Source organism: Cellulomonas sp. PhB143 (genome assembly GCF_003752595.1).
Lineage (GTDB): Bacteria > Actinomycetota > Actinomycetes > Actinomycetales > Cellulomonadaceae > Paraoerskovia.
On record NZ_RKIJ01000001.1, the window covers coordinates 24,031 to 39,198 of the forward strand.

General features: G+C 72.9%; 9 protein-coding genes. 6 read left to right on the forward strand and 3 right to left on the reverse strand.

Features of this window, described 5'->3' with window-relative positions; genetic code table 11:
* Positions 1 to 27 precede the first annotated feature (27 nt).
* The 3 genes from EDF32_RS00125 to manD are packed head-to-tail and all read left to right on the forward strand — an operon-like array spanning position 28 to position 4,830.
* Positions 28 to 1,065: a LacI family DNA-binding transcriptional regulator gene (locus tag EDF32_RS00125; protein ID WP_123306517.1), complete on the forward strand. Its 1,038-nt coding sequence runs from the start codon at positions 28 to 30 to the stop codon at positions 1,063 to 1,065.
* Positions 1,062 to 3,575, forward strand: coding sequence for a glycoside hydrolase family 2 protein (locus EDF32_RS00130; protein ID WP_123306518.1), 2,514 nt, complete (start codon positions 1,062 to 1,064; stop codon positions 3,573 to 3,575). The genes EDF32_RS00125 and EDF32_RS00130 overlap by 4 nt, the downstream gene beginning before the upstream one ends.
* A 16-nt stretch (positions 3,576 to 3,591) precedes the next feature.
* Positions 3,592 to 4,830: a D-mannonate dehydratase ManD gene (gene manD, locus EDF32_RS00135; RefSeq protein WP_123306519.1), complete on the forward strand. Its 1,239-nt coding sequence runs from the start codon at positions 3,592 to 3,594 to the stop codon at positions 4,828 to 4,830.
* Positions 4,831 to 4,972: 142 nt separating this feature from the next.
* Here manD and EDF32_RS00140 read toward each other — a convergent pair whose 3' ends face one another.
* Positions 4,973 to 9,115: a S53 family peptidase gene (locus EDF32_RS00140; RefSeq protein WP_123306520.1), complete on the reverse strand. Its 4,143-nt coding sequence runs from the start codon at positions 9,113 to 9,115 to the stop codon at positions 4,973 to 4,975.
* Positions 9,116 to 9,266: 151 nt separating this feature from the next.
* Here EDF32_RS00140 and EDF32_RS00145 point away from each other — a divergent pair, with 151 nt between their 5' ends.
* Positions 9,267 to 10,241: a helix-turn-helix domain-containing protein gene (locus tag EDF32_RS00145; protein WP_123306521.1), complete on the forward strand. Its 975-nt coding sequence runs from the start codon at positions 9,267 to 9,269 to the stop codon at positions 10,239 to 10,241.
* Positions 10,242 to 10,254: 13 nt separating this feature from the next.
* On the opposite strand, the gene EDF32_RS00150 is transcribed toward EDF32_RS00145, so the two are convergent.
* Together EDF32_RS00150 and EDF32_RS00155 are read right to left on the reverse strand one after the other, a co-directional pair.
* A complete protein-coding gene (locus tag EDF32_RS00150; RefSeq protein WP_123306522.1) occupies positions 10,255 to 10,629 on the reverse strand; it encodes a type II toxin-antitoxin system PemK/MazF family toxin in 375 nt (124 codons plus the stop codon).
* Positions 10,626 to 10,886, reverse strand: a complete 261-nt coding sequence (locus EDF32_RS00155; RefSeq protein WP_123306523.1) for a toxin-antitoxin system protein — start codon at positions 10,884 to 10,886, stop codon at positions 10,626 to 10,628. The genes EDF32_RS00150 and EDF32_RS00155 overlap by 4 nt, the downstream gene beginning before the upstream one ends.
* Before the next feature lie 116 nt (positions 10,887 to 11,002).
* Between EDF32_RS00155 and EDF32_RS15000 the strand changes: the two genes are divergently transcribed.
* Both EDF32_RS15000 and EDF32_RS00165 read left to right on the forward strand, forming a co-directional pair.
* On the forward strand, positions 11,003 to 12,289 hold the full coding sequence (locus EDF32_RS15000) for a DUF1524 domain-containing protein (RefSeq protein ID WP_305037909.1): 1,287 nt from the start codon (positions 11,003 to 11,005) through the stop codon (positions 12,287 to 12,289).
* Between the two features lie 180 nt (positions 12,290 to 12,469).
* Positions 12,470 to 15,046 (forward strand): hypothetical protein, encoded by a 2,577-nt coding sequence (locus EDF32_RS00165; RefSeq protein ID WP_148061536.1) that lies wholly within the window; start codon positions 12,470 to 12,472, stop codon positions 15,044 to 15,046.
* The last annotated feature ends 122 nt before the right edge of the window (positions 15,047 to 15,168 follow it).

The window sequence follows — 15,168 nt, forward strand, 5'->3', positions numbered from 1 at the left end:
GCGCCCGAGAAGGTTCGGGGTGGAACCATGGCTCGACCGACGATCGTCGACATCGCGCAGGCGGCAGGCGTGTCGAAGGGGGCGGTGTCCTTCGCCCTCAACAACCGGCCGGGCGTCTCCGACGCCACCCGCAGCCGGATCCTCGCGGTGGCGACGGAGCTGGGCTGGGTGCCGAACGCGGCGGCGCGCTCCCTCGCCGGCACGAAAGCCGGTGCGATCGGCATGGTCTTCGCCCGGCCCGCCAAGACCCTCGCCGTCGAGCCGTTCTTCATGCAGCTCATCGCGGGGATCGAGTCGGAGCTGGCCAGGGAGTCTCTGGCGCTCGTGTTCCAGGTCGTCGAGGACCACGAGGCGGAGATAGCGACCTACCGCCGTTGGGCGGCGGAACGTCGGGTCGACGGCGTCCTCGTCGTCGACCCGTACGCCGACGACGACCGGCTCGCCCCGTTGCGCGAGCTCGACCTCCACGCGGTGTTCATCGGGATCCCCCCGACGAGCGAGGGCTTCGCGGGGGTGTGGAGCGACATGTCGAGATCGATGGACGCGGCACTCACGCACCTGTTGGGTCTCGGCCACACACGGATCGCCCGGGTGGCGGGTGACGAGAGGCACGACCACGTCGTCCTCCGGGATGCGGACTTCACCCGGTGGACGACCGAGCGCGGACTCGATGAGTGCACGATCAAGAAGACCGACTACTCGGTCGACTCCGGATCGCGCGCGACGTTCGAGCTCCTGAGCTCGGACCGGCCTCCCACCGCGATCATCTACGACAACGACGTGATGGCGCTGGCAGCCGTCGGGGTGGCGCACGAGCTCGGCGTCGACATCCCCGGCAGGGTCTCCCTCCTGGCGTGGGACGACTCGATCCTCTGCTCGCTCAGCCACCCGGCGATCACGGCGCTGCACCGTGACCTCACGGAGTTCGGCGCGGCGGCGGCGAGCCTCCTGCTCGAGCTCGTCGCCGGTGCTCCCCGGCGCCGGGTCGAGACGCCCTCCGGGACGCTCGTCGTCCGGGGTAGCACCGGGCCCGCACCGTCATACGAGGAGAAGCGAGAAGCATGAGCATCCGTCACGAGCTGCCCACCCGCTGGGAGCTGCGCGCCGTCCCGGGCCAGATCCCCGGCGACGCGCCCGCTTGGGTCGCCGACGCCGTGGTCCCCGGGGAGGTGCCGGGGGTCGTGCACACCGATCTGCTCGCGGCCGGACTCATCCCGGACCCGTACCTGGACGAGAACGAGAGCGACGTCCAGTGGATCGCACGGACGGCCTGGGAGTACCGGACGGAGCTGGAGTGGACGGACGACGGCGCGGACCGCGTCGACCTGGTCTGCGACGGCCTCGACACGGTGGCGACGGTCGAGCTCAACGGCGCCCGGGTCGCGTCCACCCAGAACATGCACCGGTCGTACCGGTTCGACGTCGCGGACGTCCTCCGGGAGGGCACGAACACCGTCGTCGTCCGCTTCGCCTCGGCCCTCGAGCACGCTGAGCGTGAGCGGGACCGGCTCGGTGCGCTGCCGATCCCCAACACGGCCTCGGTCCACCCCATCAACTTCGTCCGCAAGATGGCCAGCAGCTTCGGTTGGGACTGGGGCCCGGTGCTGACGACCGCGGGCATCTGGCGTCCCATTGCCCTCGAGTCGTGGTCGGTGGCCCGCCTCGACCAGGTGCGCCCGGCCGTCACCGTCGACGGCGACGTCGGTCGGGTGCGGGTCGCGCTCGACCTCGAGCGCGGTCGCACGCCGGAGGAGCTCACGGTACGGGTGGGCATCGGCGCGCTCTCGCAGGAGGTCCTCGTCCCCGCGGACGCCGGCGCAGCGGTCGCGGAGCTGGTCGTGCCCGATCCCGATCTGTGGTGGCCGCGAGGCCAGGGAGCTCAGCCGCTCTACGACCTCACGGTCACGCTCACCGCGGGGGGCGGGTCCGGCGTCGAGCGTGAGCTCGGCTCCTGGCAGCGCCGCATCGGGTTTCGCACCGTCGAGCTCCGTACCGAGCCCGACGACGTCGGGACCTCCTTCGCCCTCGCCGTCAACGGCCGGGAGATCTTCGTCCGCGGCGCGAACTGGATCCCGGACGACTGCTTCCCCTCCCGTGTGAGCCGCGCACGATACCGGCGCCGGGTGGAGCAGGCGGTCGACGCGAACATCGACCTGCTGCGGGTCTGGGGCGGTGGGATCTACGAGTCCGACGCCTTCTACGACGCGTGCGACGAGCTCGGCGTGCTCGTCTGGCAGGATTTCCTCTTCGCGTGCGCGGCCTACCCGGAGGCCGAGCCGATCCGGTCCGAGGTGGTCGCCGAGGCGACCGAGAACGTGGCTCGACTGATGCCGCACGCCAGCCTCGCGCTCTGGAACGGCAACAACGAGAACTTCATGGGGTGGCACGAGTGGGGCTGGCCCGAACGGATCGGCGGCCGGGAGTGGGGGCTGGGGTACTACCTCGACCTGCTCCCGACGATCGTGGCCGACGTCGACGGCACGCGGCCGTACTGGCCGGGCAGCCCGTACTCGGGATCCATGGACCGGCACACCGCCGACGACGACCACGGGTGCTCGCACGTGTGGGACGTGTGGAACACGACCGGCTACGACGACTACCGGGCGCGGGTGCCCCGGTTCGCCTCGGAGTTCGGGTGGCAGGGTCCGCCGGCCTGGTCGACCCTCACGCGCGCCGTGCACGACGACCCGCTGCTTCCTGACTCGCCGGGGGCGCTCGCCCACCAGAAGGCGACGGACGGGAACGGCAAGCTCGCCCGTGGCCTCGCCCCGCACTTTCCCGAGCCGGTGACGATGGAGGACTGGCACTTTGCGAACCAGCTCAACCAGTCACGGGCGATCGCCGTCGAGATCGAGCACCTGCGCTCGCACCGTGGACGGTGCATGGGCTCGATCGTCTGGCAGCTCAACGACTGCTGGCCGGTGACGTCCTGGGCGGCGATCGACGGCGACGGACGGCCGAAGCCGCTCTGGTACACGCTGCGGCGCGTCTATGCCGACCACCTGGTCACGGTCCAGCCGCGTGGCGAGTCTCTCGAGGTGTTCCTGGTCAACGACGCGACCGAGCCATGGCCCACCGAGGTCCTCGTCCAGCGTCTGGACCTCTCGGGGACGGTGCGTGCGCACTGGACAGTCGACCTGACGGTGCCGGCCGGCGACAAGGCCGGTCTGGTCGTCCCCCCGGACGTCGCGACACCCGAGGACCCCGCTGCCGAGCTCCTGGTCGTCTCCGCCGGGGACCGGCGTGCCACGTGGTTCTTCGTCCCGGACAAGGACTTCGCGTATCCGGTCGCGGAGCTCGACATCGAGGTCCTCCCTCAGGCCGGCGCCGACGTGGTCGTCCGGGTGTCTGCCCGGACGTTCGTGCGCGACCTGGTGATCTTCGCCGACAGGCTCGCGGTGGGGGCGACGGTCGACGAGATGCTGGTGACCCTCTTCCCGGGGGAGTCGACGGAGCTCCGCCTGTCCGGCGTCTCGCAGGTGACGACCTCGGACCTCGTCGGACCCGTGGTCAGGACGGCGAACGATCTCGTTGTCCGGGCCGCCGCCCCCCGTCCGCACGCGAACGTCCGCTGAGAGGCCGCGCACCGCCATGATCATCGAGAAGGCCGAGGTCGTCGTCACGAGCCCCGACCGCAACTTCGTCACCCTGCGACTGACGACCGACGAGGGCCACGTGGGCCTGGGCGACGCAACCCTGAACGGGCGCGAGCTCGCCGTCGTGGCGTATCTGCGCGAGCACGTCGTGCCGCTGCTCGTCGGACGAGATGCGGGACGTATCGAGGACACCTGGCAGTTCCTGTACCGCAGCGCGTACTGGCGCCGCGGGCCGGTCACCATGGCGGCGAGCGCCGCCGTCGACATGGCCCTGTGGGACATCAAGGGCAAGGCGGCCGGCATGCCGGTCTACCAGCTGCTCGGTGGCGCGAGCCGTACCGGGCTCATGGCGTACGGCCACGCGTCGGGGAAGACGACCGACGAGCTCTTCGACTCGATCCGCGCGCACCTCGATCAGGGCTACCGGTCCATCCGTGTGCAGACCGGAGTGCCCGGCCTGCGCGCCATCTACGGGATCGCGTCCCAGGCCGCCGACGCCGGTGGTGGCGCCGCGCGGTACGACCACGAGCCCGCGCGGCGCGGCGGACTTCCGGTAGAAGAGGACTGGGACACACGGGCGTATCTGCGGCACCTGCCTGGCGTGTTCGAGGCCGTGCGCAACGAGTTCGGCCCCGAACTCCCGCTGCTGCACGACGGTCACCACCGGATGACCCCGATCCAGGCCGCGAAGCTCGGCAAGAGCCTGGAGCCCTACGACCTGTTCTGGCTCGAGGACTGCACGCCGGCGGAGAACCAGGAGGCCCTGCGACTGGTGCGTCGGCACACCACGACGCCGCTCGCCATCGGCGAGGTCTTCAACACCGTGTGGGACTTCAAGGACCTGATCCGCGAGCAGCTGATCGACTACGTCCGCGGTGCCGTGACCCACATGGGCGGCATCACGCCCCTGAAGAAGACCCTCGACTATGCCGCTCAGTATCAGATCAAGTCCGGCATGCACGGGCCCACCGACATCTCACCGGTCGGGATGGCGGCCGCTCTGCATCTCGGTCTGGCGATCCACAACTTCGGCATCCAGGAGTACATGCTGCACGGCACCCGGACGGACCAGGTGTTCCAGCAGTCGTTCACCTGGAAGGACGGTTACCTCCATCCGGGCGACCAGCCGGGCCTGGGCGTGAGCCTGGACGTGGACGAGGCGGGCAGGTACCCCTACGAGCGGGCATACCTGCCGTACAACCGGCTCGCCGACGGCACCGTGCACGACTGGTGATCCTGCTCGCCTGACGAGCGGCCCGTCGTCCGGCCCCGCCGCCGCGCCACGACAGAGCCCGCCGGGTCCCACCCCTGCGGGGACCCGACGGGCTCCGTCGTCGCCTCGGCCGCGCGTCAGCGCGTCACGAGGCCCACGGCCGTCACTTCGCCGCCAGCGCCGCGTCGATCCCCGCGACCGGGCTGCCGAGCCCCGTCACGGTGTCGAACCCGGGCCCGGCGGTGCACTCGGTCCCGCAGAGGCCGTTGGCCCCCTCGGTGACGTCGAACAGCGCGTCGCCGAGGCCGTAGACCGCGGCGTGCGCCGTGTCCCCGCCCCGCCCGTCGACCGCGAGAGGCGCGCTGCCGGCGTCGGCCCGCAGCTGGTCCGTCGCGGCGAGGATGCCCGACCAGACGGGGGCCGAGAGGCTCGTGCCCCCGACCTCCATCCAGTACGCCCGGCCCTGGACCGTCACGTACACCGCCACCCCGGTACGGGGGTCGGCGACGAAGCTGACGTCCGGCGTCGCGCGCAGCCTCGAGGGCTGGACGCCCTTCTGGTACGCGGGACGCTTCTCGAAGTAGCTCAGCCCGCCGCCCGTCGAGGCCCACGCGGACTCCGCGAGGGTCGCACCGGCGTCGTCCAGCTCGAGGTGCGTGCCGCCGATGGCGAGCGACCACGGGTTGGTCGACGAGTACCCGGCCGGGTAGCCGGCGTCGCCGGTGGACTGGACGCACACGGACGAGACCTCGCAGTGCCCGTCGTAGTACGCCTCCTCCGAGAACTCCCGCATGCCCCAGCTGTTGTTGATCGCGGCGGGCTCGTAGGTGGCGGCCACGTCGACGGCCCGGTAGAGCGCGGACGACGAGGCGTCGGCCGCCTCGACCAGCACGATCTTCGCGTGCGGCGCCACGGAGTGCACCCACTCGATGTCGAGCGCGGCCTCCTGGTTCCAGCTCGCGTCGACCGCGGGCTGCTCGGCGTCGGCCGACACCTGCTCGAAGTCGAAGCAGTCGGTCCCCTCGGCGACCGTGTCGCAGGTCTGCGGAAGGTCGAAGTGCTTCGCGAAGTGGTTCAGGTCGTCGCGCGCCGTCGCGTAGTGGTACGCGATGCTCACGGCGACCGTCTGGCCGGTGCCGTCGCCGGTCAGGCCCAGGCGCGCCTGGATCTGCTGCGGCGTGTAGCCCGTGGTGACCTCCTGGTCGTCGGCCGCGGCGGGGGAGACCGGCGTGGAGCGCTGGATCTCGTGCGGTGCGGACGCCAGCCCGGTGGGCAGGCCCGTGTCCTCGACCGGCGAGGCCGACGACGCCGTGCCCGCCGTCCCGGGAGCGACCTCGCCCGACGGCGTGGCCGCCTGGTCGACGTGCTGCACGGTCACGCCGTGCGGCCAGTTGTCGATCGCGGAGGAGTTCGCGGCGTACCCGCCGACCTGCTGGTCGAGGTTGAACGCCGTGTTGTCGAACGCCACGCCCACGAGGTCCGTGGCGCCCTGGCGCCCGAGGTCGACGGGGTGCACCGCCCCCGCGAACAGCGAGAAGAGCTGGCTGTCCGCGGACTGGTGGTTGGTGATCTCGTCCGGGAACGGCTGGTCGTACTGGACCATGCCGCCCGCGGCGCCGACGAACGTCTCGTCACCGCCGGTGGTCCGGGCGAACGACGCGCTCTCGACCTCGGAGATCGTGGGCACGCGGTAGGAGGGCGCGCCGTCCGCCGGGTACACCGTGAGCTGCGCGGTGTGCACCTCCACGAGCCCGTGGGTGGGGGAGGACGTGTAGCCGTAGAAGGTCGCGGAGCCCGGGGACCGGTCCGTGCGCAGGACCTCGCCGGACCCGCCGTCGACGACCTGGACCAGGTGCAGCCGCGTCGCGGGCTTGTCGCCGCCCCAGGCGAACACGACGCCTCGCCCGTCGGCGCCGGGGACGTCGGGGCTCGCGTAGACGCCCTTGCGCTGGATCCACGCCGCCGTCGGGTCGGCGGGCCGCTGCGACCACAGCTCGGCGCCGGTGAGCGCGTTCAGCGAGACCGCGGCGGGGGCCGGATCGCTGGTCCCCGCCGAGATCACCGGGCGCATGCCGCCGACCTCGGCGAAGACGTGCCCCTTCCCGTCGGTCGCGGCGACGGAGAACGCGAGGTCCTTGCCCTGCGACTTCGCCGGCCGGTAGCTCCAGCGGGTGCGGCCCTCGGCGGTGAACGACGTGAGCGCGGCGTCCGTGGACGCGACGACCGACCCGTCCGTGACGAGCACGCCGGGCTGGAAGGCGCCCGTGTCGACGTCGGACACGATCGTCCCGCGCCGCGGGTCGAGGACGGCGAAGCCGTGCGACGTCGCGACGACGACACGGGTGGTGGCGTGGCCCTTGCGGTCCTCGACCGGCGCGACCTGCACCTCGTGCACGGGCGCGCTGACCGCGGTGCGCCAGAGCACGTCGGGGACGGTCTTGCCCAGCGAGCGCCCGTCGAGGGCGAAGACTCCCTGGCTCTGGCCGCCGACGACGAGGTCCGCCACGCCGTCGCCGTTCACGTCCGTGGCCGCCGCGCCGTACGCGTCGCCGAGGAGCGGGAGGGCTGTCGAGCGGCCCGTGGAGATGTCCGTGCGCCACGCGGTGAGGCCGTAGCCGACGGTGAGGAGCTGGCCCTGGTAGCTCGTGAGCGAGGCGCCGACGACGGAGCCCTCGTTCGACCAGGCCGGCGAGCCGCCCGGCGCGTCGAACGCGAGGATCCGGCTGTGCGTGGGGCCCTCGGGGCGCGCGTTCGTGGAGGCGACCGGGTCGGCGACCGCGGCGACGACGGTGCCGCGGCCCGTGGTGTCGATCGCGACGTCGAGCACGGGGCTCTCGTCCGCGCCGACGCTGCTGGTCGCGGCGTGGCTCCACAGCGTGCGCCCGGAGGCGTCCCACGCGGAGACGGTGCTGGCGCCGTCCGTCAGGTCGGCGTTGATGCCGATCTCACCGACCGCGTAGCGCGGCTGGTTGCCGTGCGCGTCGGTGTTCACGGCCAGCGCGACCGGGATGGTGCTGTCCCGGGTGGTGATCACGTTGCGCTCGCCGCTGCGCGCGTCGACCGCGGTCAGGTCCCAGCGGACGGCCGCGGTCGGGTCGTTCTGCTCGGCGACGAGCACGCGGTGCGCGACCGGGTCGGCCTGCACGATCCGCGGGTAGCCCGGGACCTTGGTGTCGACGGCGACGTCGCCGTCGCGCGCGTCGAGGACGACGACGTGGCCCGCCGCCGGGCGGTCGTCGCCCAGCCCGATCGGGGTGTCCGTCCAGCCGACGACGACCTGGTGGTCGCCCGCGCTCTCGACGTCGGAGAACCTCGCGAACGGCGCGTTGGTGCTGTAGCGCCACGCCTCGTGACCCTTGACGGCCTGCGCTGCGCCGTGCTTGGCCTTCCCCGTGGTCGTGAAGCGGTAGGCGACGAGCGAGCTGCGGCTGTCGCCCTGCTCGGCGACCGGGTTGACGTTCCAGCTCGGTCCCGTGCTGTCCGCGACGACGAGGGTGCCGTCCTGCGCGTGCATCGAGCCGACGGTCCCCGGCAGCAGCGTGTGCCACAGCGTCGACCCGCTGGCGCCGTCGACCACGGTGACGAACGTGCCGGACTGCAGGTCGCTGCCGGGCGTGGTGAACGGCCGCGGCGGGCTGTTCCCGAAGTCGTAGGCGACGGCGAGGTCGTTCACGCCGTCGCCGTTGAAGTCGTCCTGCGCGAACGGGTGGCGCCCGACGCTGGACGGCTGGTACGGGTTGTAGCCCTGGTACATGACCGGGAGCCACGCCTCGCCCTGGTAGGCGTTCGTGGGCGTGGCGTCCCAGTCCGTGACGAGCGAGCGGCTGGTGCGCTGCCAGACGGGGTCGCCGTCCTTGTCGTAGCGGGCGACCGTGCCGCCGGAGGAGATGCCGACCCAGTCCCGGGTGCCGTCGAGCGCGAGCGGGGTGACGGTGCCGCGGACGGTCTCCCAGGCCGACGTGCCGACGAGGCCGGAGCCCTGGCCGTCGGTGGCGCCGGCGCTCGCGCCGAGCGTGCCGGAACGCGTCTCGGGGGTGCCGTCCGCGCTGCCGGTGCCGTTGGACCCGGAGCCCGCACCGGCGGCGTCGGCCACCAGGCCGGGCGTGCCGTCGGTGCGGGGGAGGAACTTCTCGCCGAGCGCGTCGAGCTGCTCGTGGGTCAGGCTCACCGCGTCAGGGCTGTCACCGTCGGGGTCGCCGTCGCCGCCGGGGGCCGCGGTGGCGACCGGGGCGGACAGCAGCGCCGCCAGGGTCGCCGCGGTGGCGACGACGCCGGCGGAGCGCAGGCTCCGGGGTCTGGGTCTCATGGAGGGGGTCCTTGTCCAGTGCTGGAACGGGTGAAACAGGTGGACGTCACCCTCTCAGCCGGCGGTCAGGTTTGACAGCGCTATCACTGGCCGGAACCGGACACCTTCCGGAAACGGACGCGGGCTACGCTCCGGGCGAGGGGGTGAGCGCGTGCTGGGCGGCATCGGGATCGAGCGGGTGGAGGAGGAGGCCTACCGGCTCCTGCTCAACCGGGGGGAGCTGACCGTCGCGGCGCTCGCGGGCGCGTCCGGCATCGGGGAGCGGGCCGCGCGCTCGCGTCTCGACCGGCTGGTCGCCGACGGCCTCGCGACCGCCCGCGGCCGCCCCCGCACGTACCGCCCGCTCGACCCGCACGCCGCGCTTCCGGCGCTGGTCCGGGCGCGACAGGCGGCGCTCGAGCGCGTCGGCTCGGTGGTGGAGGTCTACGCCGCGGAGTACCGCGAGCGCCTCCTCGTCTCCGACCCCGGGCGGTTGGTCGAGGTCATCGAGGGGCCGGCCGCCATCAACGAGGTCGTCGAGACGCTGATGGCGGCAGCCGAGAGCGAGGTCCTCGCCTTCGACACGCCCCCGTACGTCACGCCTGACCCCGACGACGCCGCCGCGGAAGAGGCGCTGCTGGACCGTGGCGTCGCGGTGCGCGCGGCATACGCGGCCGAGGTGGTCGGCTCTCCGGAGCGCGTGGCCGTGACCGCCGCGCTCGTCCGGCGCGGCGAGCGTGCCCGGGTGGTGCCCGAGGTCCCGCTGAAGATGATCGTCGTCGACCGCCGGGTCGCCGTCGTGCCCCTGACCGCTGGCCCCGAGGGGGCGCGGTCCACGGCGATCGTGGTGCGCCAGTCGCGGCTGTGCGACGCGCTCGTCGAGCTGTTCGAGGCTGTCTGGGCGCGGGGCACGCCGCTGTTCGCGGCGCCGGCGTCCGCCGGGCCGGAGGGGCTCGACGAGTCCCTGCGCGGCCTGCTCCCGCTGCTCGCGGCGGGGCTCAAGGACGAGGCGATCGCGCGCCAGCTCGGGCTGAGCGAGCGGACCGTCCGGCGCCGCGTGGCCGACCTCGTCGCGCGGCTGGGCGCGACGAGCCGGTTCCAGGCGGGGGTGCAGGCGGTCCGCCGGGGGTGGCTGCCGGAGGAGTAGCGCTGGTCTGCCGTCAGGCGAGGGCCAGGAAGTCCCGGAGCCGGCGGTCGACGGCGTGCAGCGTCGCGGCGTCGACCAGGCCGGCGGCCCCGACGAGGCGGGCGCGCGAGAGGGTGCGCGGCTGCTCGGTCATCGCCCAGCTCGGGCGGCCGAGGCCGTGCGGGCCGTGCAGGCGCACGTGGTTGGACCAGCCGCGCTCGACACCGGTGACCGGGACGACGATCACCAGGGTGGTCACGGTCTCGAGGTACTGCCGGCCGGCGACGACGAGCACGGGCCGGCGCCCGGACTGCTCACGGCCGCGCGTCGGGTCGAGCTCGGCCCAGCAGACGGTGCCACGCACGAGGCCCGGCGGTTTCGCGGCCCCGGCGGGCGGGACGTCCGTCACGAGCGGGCGTCGTCACCGGTGTCCCCGAGGCCGTCGGCCGCGGTGGCGTCCCACGCCGCGTCCTCGGCCGCGTGCGCCGCACGCTCGGTCGGGTCGGTGCGCGCCATCTCGTCCCGCAGCCGGGCGAAGCGCTGCTCGCGCAGCCACGCCTCCAGGAGCTCCTCGACGAACGACCCGACGGGCACGCCTCGCTCGCGGGACTCGGCGTTGAGCCGGTCGCGCAGCGCGCTGTCGAGCTTGATCGTCGTCGCCGTCACGGATCGAGTATACCGGGCGTATACGTGGCCGTCGGCTCGTATGCCTAGGGGCGGGGGTCTGTGGGTCCGTCGCGTCGTCCACAGGGCAGCGCCCGCCCCCGTGGCATGATTCGCCGGTGCCGAGCCGACGCCCCCTGACCCGCCGCCCCGGACTGTGGATCGGGCTCGGCGGCCTCGTGCTCGCGATCCTCCTCGGGGCGACCGGCGGAAAGACCGGGGTGATCCTCTTCGCAGGCCTCTACCTCGCGGTCTCCGCGGCGGTCGCGATCCTGTTCGCCCGCACCTGGTGGGGGCCGATGCGCCGCGGCGTCGCCGGGATCGTCGCGGGCGCGCTCCTCGTCGGCACGGCCGTGGGCGTGGGCGCCTCCGCGGACCCCTCCGCCACGGTGCCCGACGCCGCGGCGTCGGCCGGAACGACGTCGTCGCCCACACCGAGCCCGTCCCGGGCGACGAGGACGCCCGAGCCTGCACCGTCGTCGGCCGCCCCCACGCCGAAGCCGAAGCCGAAGCCGGCCACGAAGGCGAAGCCGACGACGTCGTCGGGCACCACGGCGAAGGGCGCCGCGTCGGGGACGGCGCTCGCGGCGGTCGCCACGCTCGCCGTCAAGGGGCGCGCGCCGAAGACGGGGTACGACCGCGAGGAGTTCGGCCCGGCGTGGTCGGACATTGACCACAACGGCTGCGACACCCGCAACGACATCCTCGGGCGCGACCTCGGCGACGTGACCCACAAGGACGGCACGCACGACTGCGTCGTCCTCACCGGCGTGCTCGTGGACCCCTACGGCGGCAGCACCATCGGGTTCCGGCGCGGGGTCTCGACGTCGAGCGCCGTCCAGATCGACCACCTCGTGGCGCTGTCGGACGCCTGGCAGACGGGCGCGCAGCAGATCGGCGAGGGCGCGCGCAAGGAGCTGGCCAACGACCCGCTGAACCTGCTCGCCGTCGACGGCCCGCTGAACATGTCCAAGAGCGACGGCGACACCGCGACGTGGCTGCCGCCGAACAAGGCGTTCCGGTGCGCGTACGTCGCGCGACAGGTCGCCGTGAAGCAGGCCTACCACCTGTGGGTGACGCCGGCGGAGGGCGAGGCGATGCGTCGCGTGCTCGGGACGTGCCCGGACGAGCCGCTGCCCACCGAGGCGGGTGCGGCCCGGCACGCCGACCCGCACGCGAAGCAGGACCCGTCGGTGGAGGCGGGGGAGCCGGCGGGCGGAGCGGCGGACGAGTCGGAGCCTGCGCCCGCGGGGGATGGGTCCGGCGGCTCGGGCGACTCCGACGGCTCGGTGACCTACCAGAACTGCGACGCCGCGCGCGCGGCCGGCGCCGCCCCCGTCCACCGGGGCGACCCGGGGTACTCGAGCAAGCTCGACCGCGACGGGGGCGGCGTCGGCTGCGAGTAGTGCGGTAGCGGAGCGGGTGAAATCTGGGCGGTCTGCGGGACCCGAAGAGGCTGATCGTTGAAATTGCAACGATGAGCGCAATGGACCGCACTTCCTTCGTGTCGGACGTTCGACCTACTCTGGCGCAGCCCCGACGGTTCACAAAAACCCCGCGCCACCTGCGGAGACAAGGCCATCACGATGAAGAGAAGGTCCATCAGCGCGCCGCTGGCCGCCACCATGGTTGCCTCGCTGGCGCTCGTCGGAACGATCGCGGCCACGCCCGCGTTCGCCGACGACACACCCACGAGCAGCGGGACGGTCGCGGACACCACGAACCCGACCGTGACCGTCAAGCCGGCCTCCGGCGGCACCATCGGCGTCGACGGCCGCTACCGTGCCGTGTCGTTCCAGCTGCACGACGCGGGGAAGGTCGACCGGCTCGAGCTCAACGGGGTCGCCAAGGACCTGGCCGACAACCAGTGGTCGGATCTCAACGGCGTCAAGCCCGGCGCGTTCGGCGCGGTCGAGGGCACGAACACGCTGAAGGTCTACGACGTCGCGGGCAACGTCACGTCGCTCGACTTCGTCCTGGACACCACGGGGCCCGAGGTCACGGTCAAGGACGAGTCGAAGGGCGTGGACCCGGTCTTCCGCACGGTGAGCTTCAGGCTGCACGACGGCGCGAAGGTTGACCGGATCGTGCTCAACGATGTGGCCAAGGACCTGAACGACAACCAGTGGTCGGACCTCAACGGGGTGAAGCCCGGCGCGTTCGGCGCGGTCGAGGGCAAGAACACCCTGGTCGCCTACGACGCTCTGGGCAACAAGACCACCCTCGTCTTCACCCTCGACACCACGGGCCCCGAGGTCACCGTCAAGCCGGAGCGCGACGGCACGGTCGGCGCCGACGGGCGCTACCGCTCCGTGTCCTTCAAGCTCGCCGACACGGGCAAGGTCGACCGGCTCGAGCTCAACGGCGTCGACAAGGACCTGACCGACAACCAGTGGTCGGACCTCAACGGCGTCAAGCCCGGCGCCTTTGGCGCGGTCGAGGGCGCGAACACGCTGGACGTCTACGACGTCGCGGGCAACGTGACGTCGCTCGACTTCGTCCTGGACACCACGGGGCCCGAGGTCACCGTCAAGGACGACTCGACCGGCGCGGACCCCGACTTCCGCACGGTCAGCTTCAAGCTGCACGACGGCGCGAAGGTCGACAAGGTCGAGATCAACGGGGTACTCAAGGACCTGACCGACGACGAGTGGTCCGACGTCAACGGCGTCACGCCGGGGACGTTCGGCGGGGTCGAGGGCAAGAACACCCTGGTCGCCTACGACGCCCTGGGGAACGAGACCGTGGTCGACTTCTCGCTCGACACCGCCCGGCCGGTCGTCGCGATCGACGCGCCCACCGCTGACCGGATCACCACGAGCGCGAAGGCCGGCAAGCTCACGCTCACCGCGACGGACGAGCAGGGGCTGCGCCGGACGGCCGCGAACCTCTACCTGAACGGTGAGTTCCTGCGGGCCGTCGGCTCGACGTCGGCCACGACGGCGATCGGCGGGACGACATGGGCGGGCGGCTGGGACATCCCGGCCGACCTGGCCGACGGCGACTATGTGATCCGCACGGGCGCGACCGACCTGGCCGGCAACTGGGGCGGGGCCGACGTCGCGCTGACGATCGACGGCACCACGCCGGTGATCGTCATGCCCGACGGCGACCAGATCGCCGGCGCAGGCGAGACGACGTTCGATCTCTCGCAGGTGGAGGAGCACCCGGGCTGGTCGTACGTCGAGATCGATCAGATCGGCGCGAACGACAAGTGGCAGAAGATCACGGGGCAGCGCTTCGAGGACGTGAACGAGTACGCCTTCACGGTCGACAGCTCGACGCTCACCGAGGGCGCGCGCACCCAGGTCAAGATCACGTCGGTCGACGCCGCGGGCAACCGCACCTCGGCGGTGTTCCCCGTCGTGGTGGACGTCTCCTCCGCGACGCCGGTCGGCCCGGCCGACCCTGGGGACGCGACGGAGCCTGAGGACGCGACGGAGCCCGAGGGATCCGAGGGTTCGGACGCCGGCGACACGGACGACAGCACGGTCCTGACTCTCGACGGCTCCACGGTCCGGACCGAGACGGTCGACGGCCTGCCCTGGATCGACGTCGACGTGACGCTGACGGACCCGGGCGCACGCGCCACCGCGCACACCGTCCACCTCGAGCTGACCGACGGCACGCACACGGAAGACATCACGCTCGGCGACCTCGTCGACGGGCACCTCGAGGGCCGGATCCTGTGGCCCGGTGCGGCAGAGGCCGCCGAGGGCACCCCGGCGGCGTGGCCCGGCTGGACGCAGGACTCCCACGGCGCCTGGGTCCGGACCGACGAGGGCTTCGCCTGGACGCTCGGTGACATCACCGCGAAGCTCGTCGTCAACCCCGAGCTGGCCGTCGACCTCACGTACCCCGCCGGCGCCGGACCGCAGGTATCGGACGACGCGGGCGAGACGTCGTCCGACGCCACGGACGGGGGCGACGTCGTGGTGACCGGGGCGCAGGCCGCGTCGAACGTGGTCGCCGGGGCCCCTGCCGGTGCGGGTACCGATGCGGCGGACGCAGACGCCGCGGAGGTCGCGGCCGGGACGGCCGACGCCGGTGCGACGGGAGCCCTGGCGAGTACCGGGTTCGACGTCGCGCTGATCGGGTCCGCCGCGCTGCTTCTGGTGGCGCTCGGCGCCGGGCTCGTGATCGCGCGGCGCCGCCGCGCCTGATCCCCTGGCCGAGCCCGCGGCCCCGCGCCCCTTCCCGGGTGCGGGGCCGCAGTCGTCGGCCGTCGCATCGTGCGGGGCCGTCCACAGCGCGGACCGGACGAATCGTCATCCACAGCGCGATA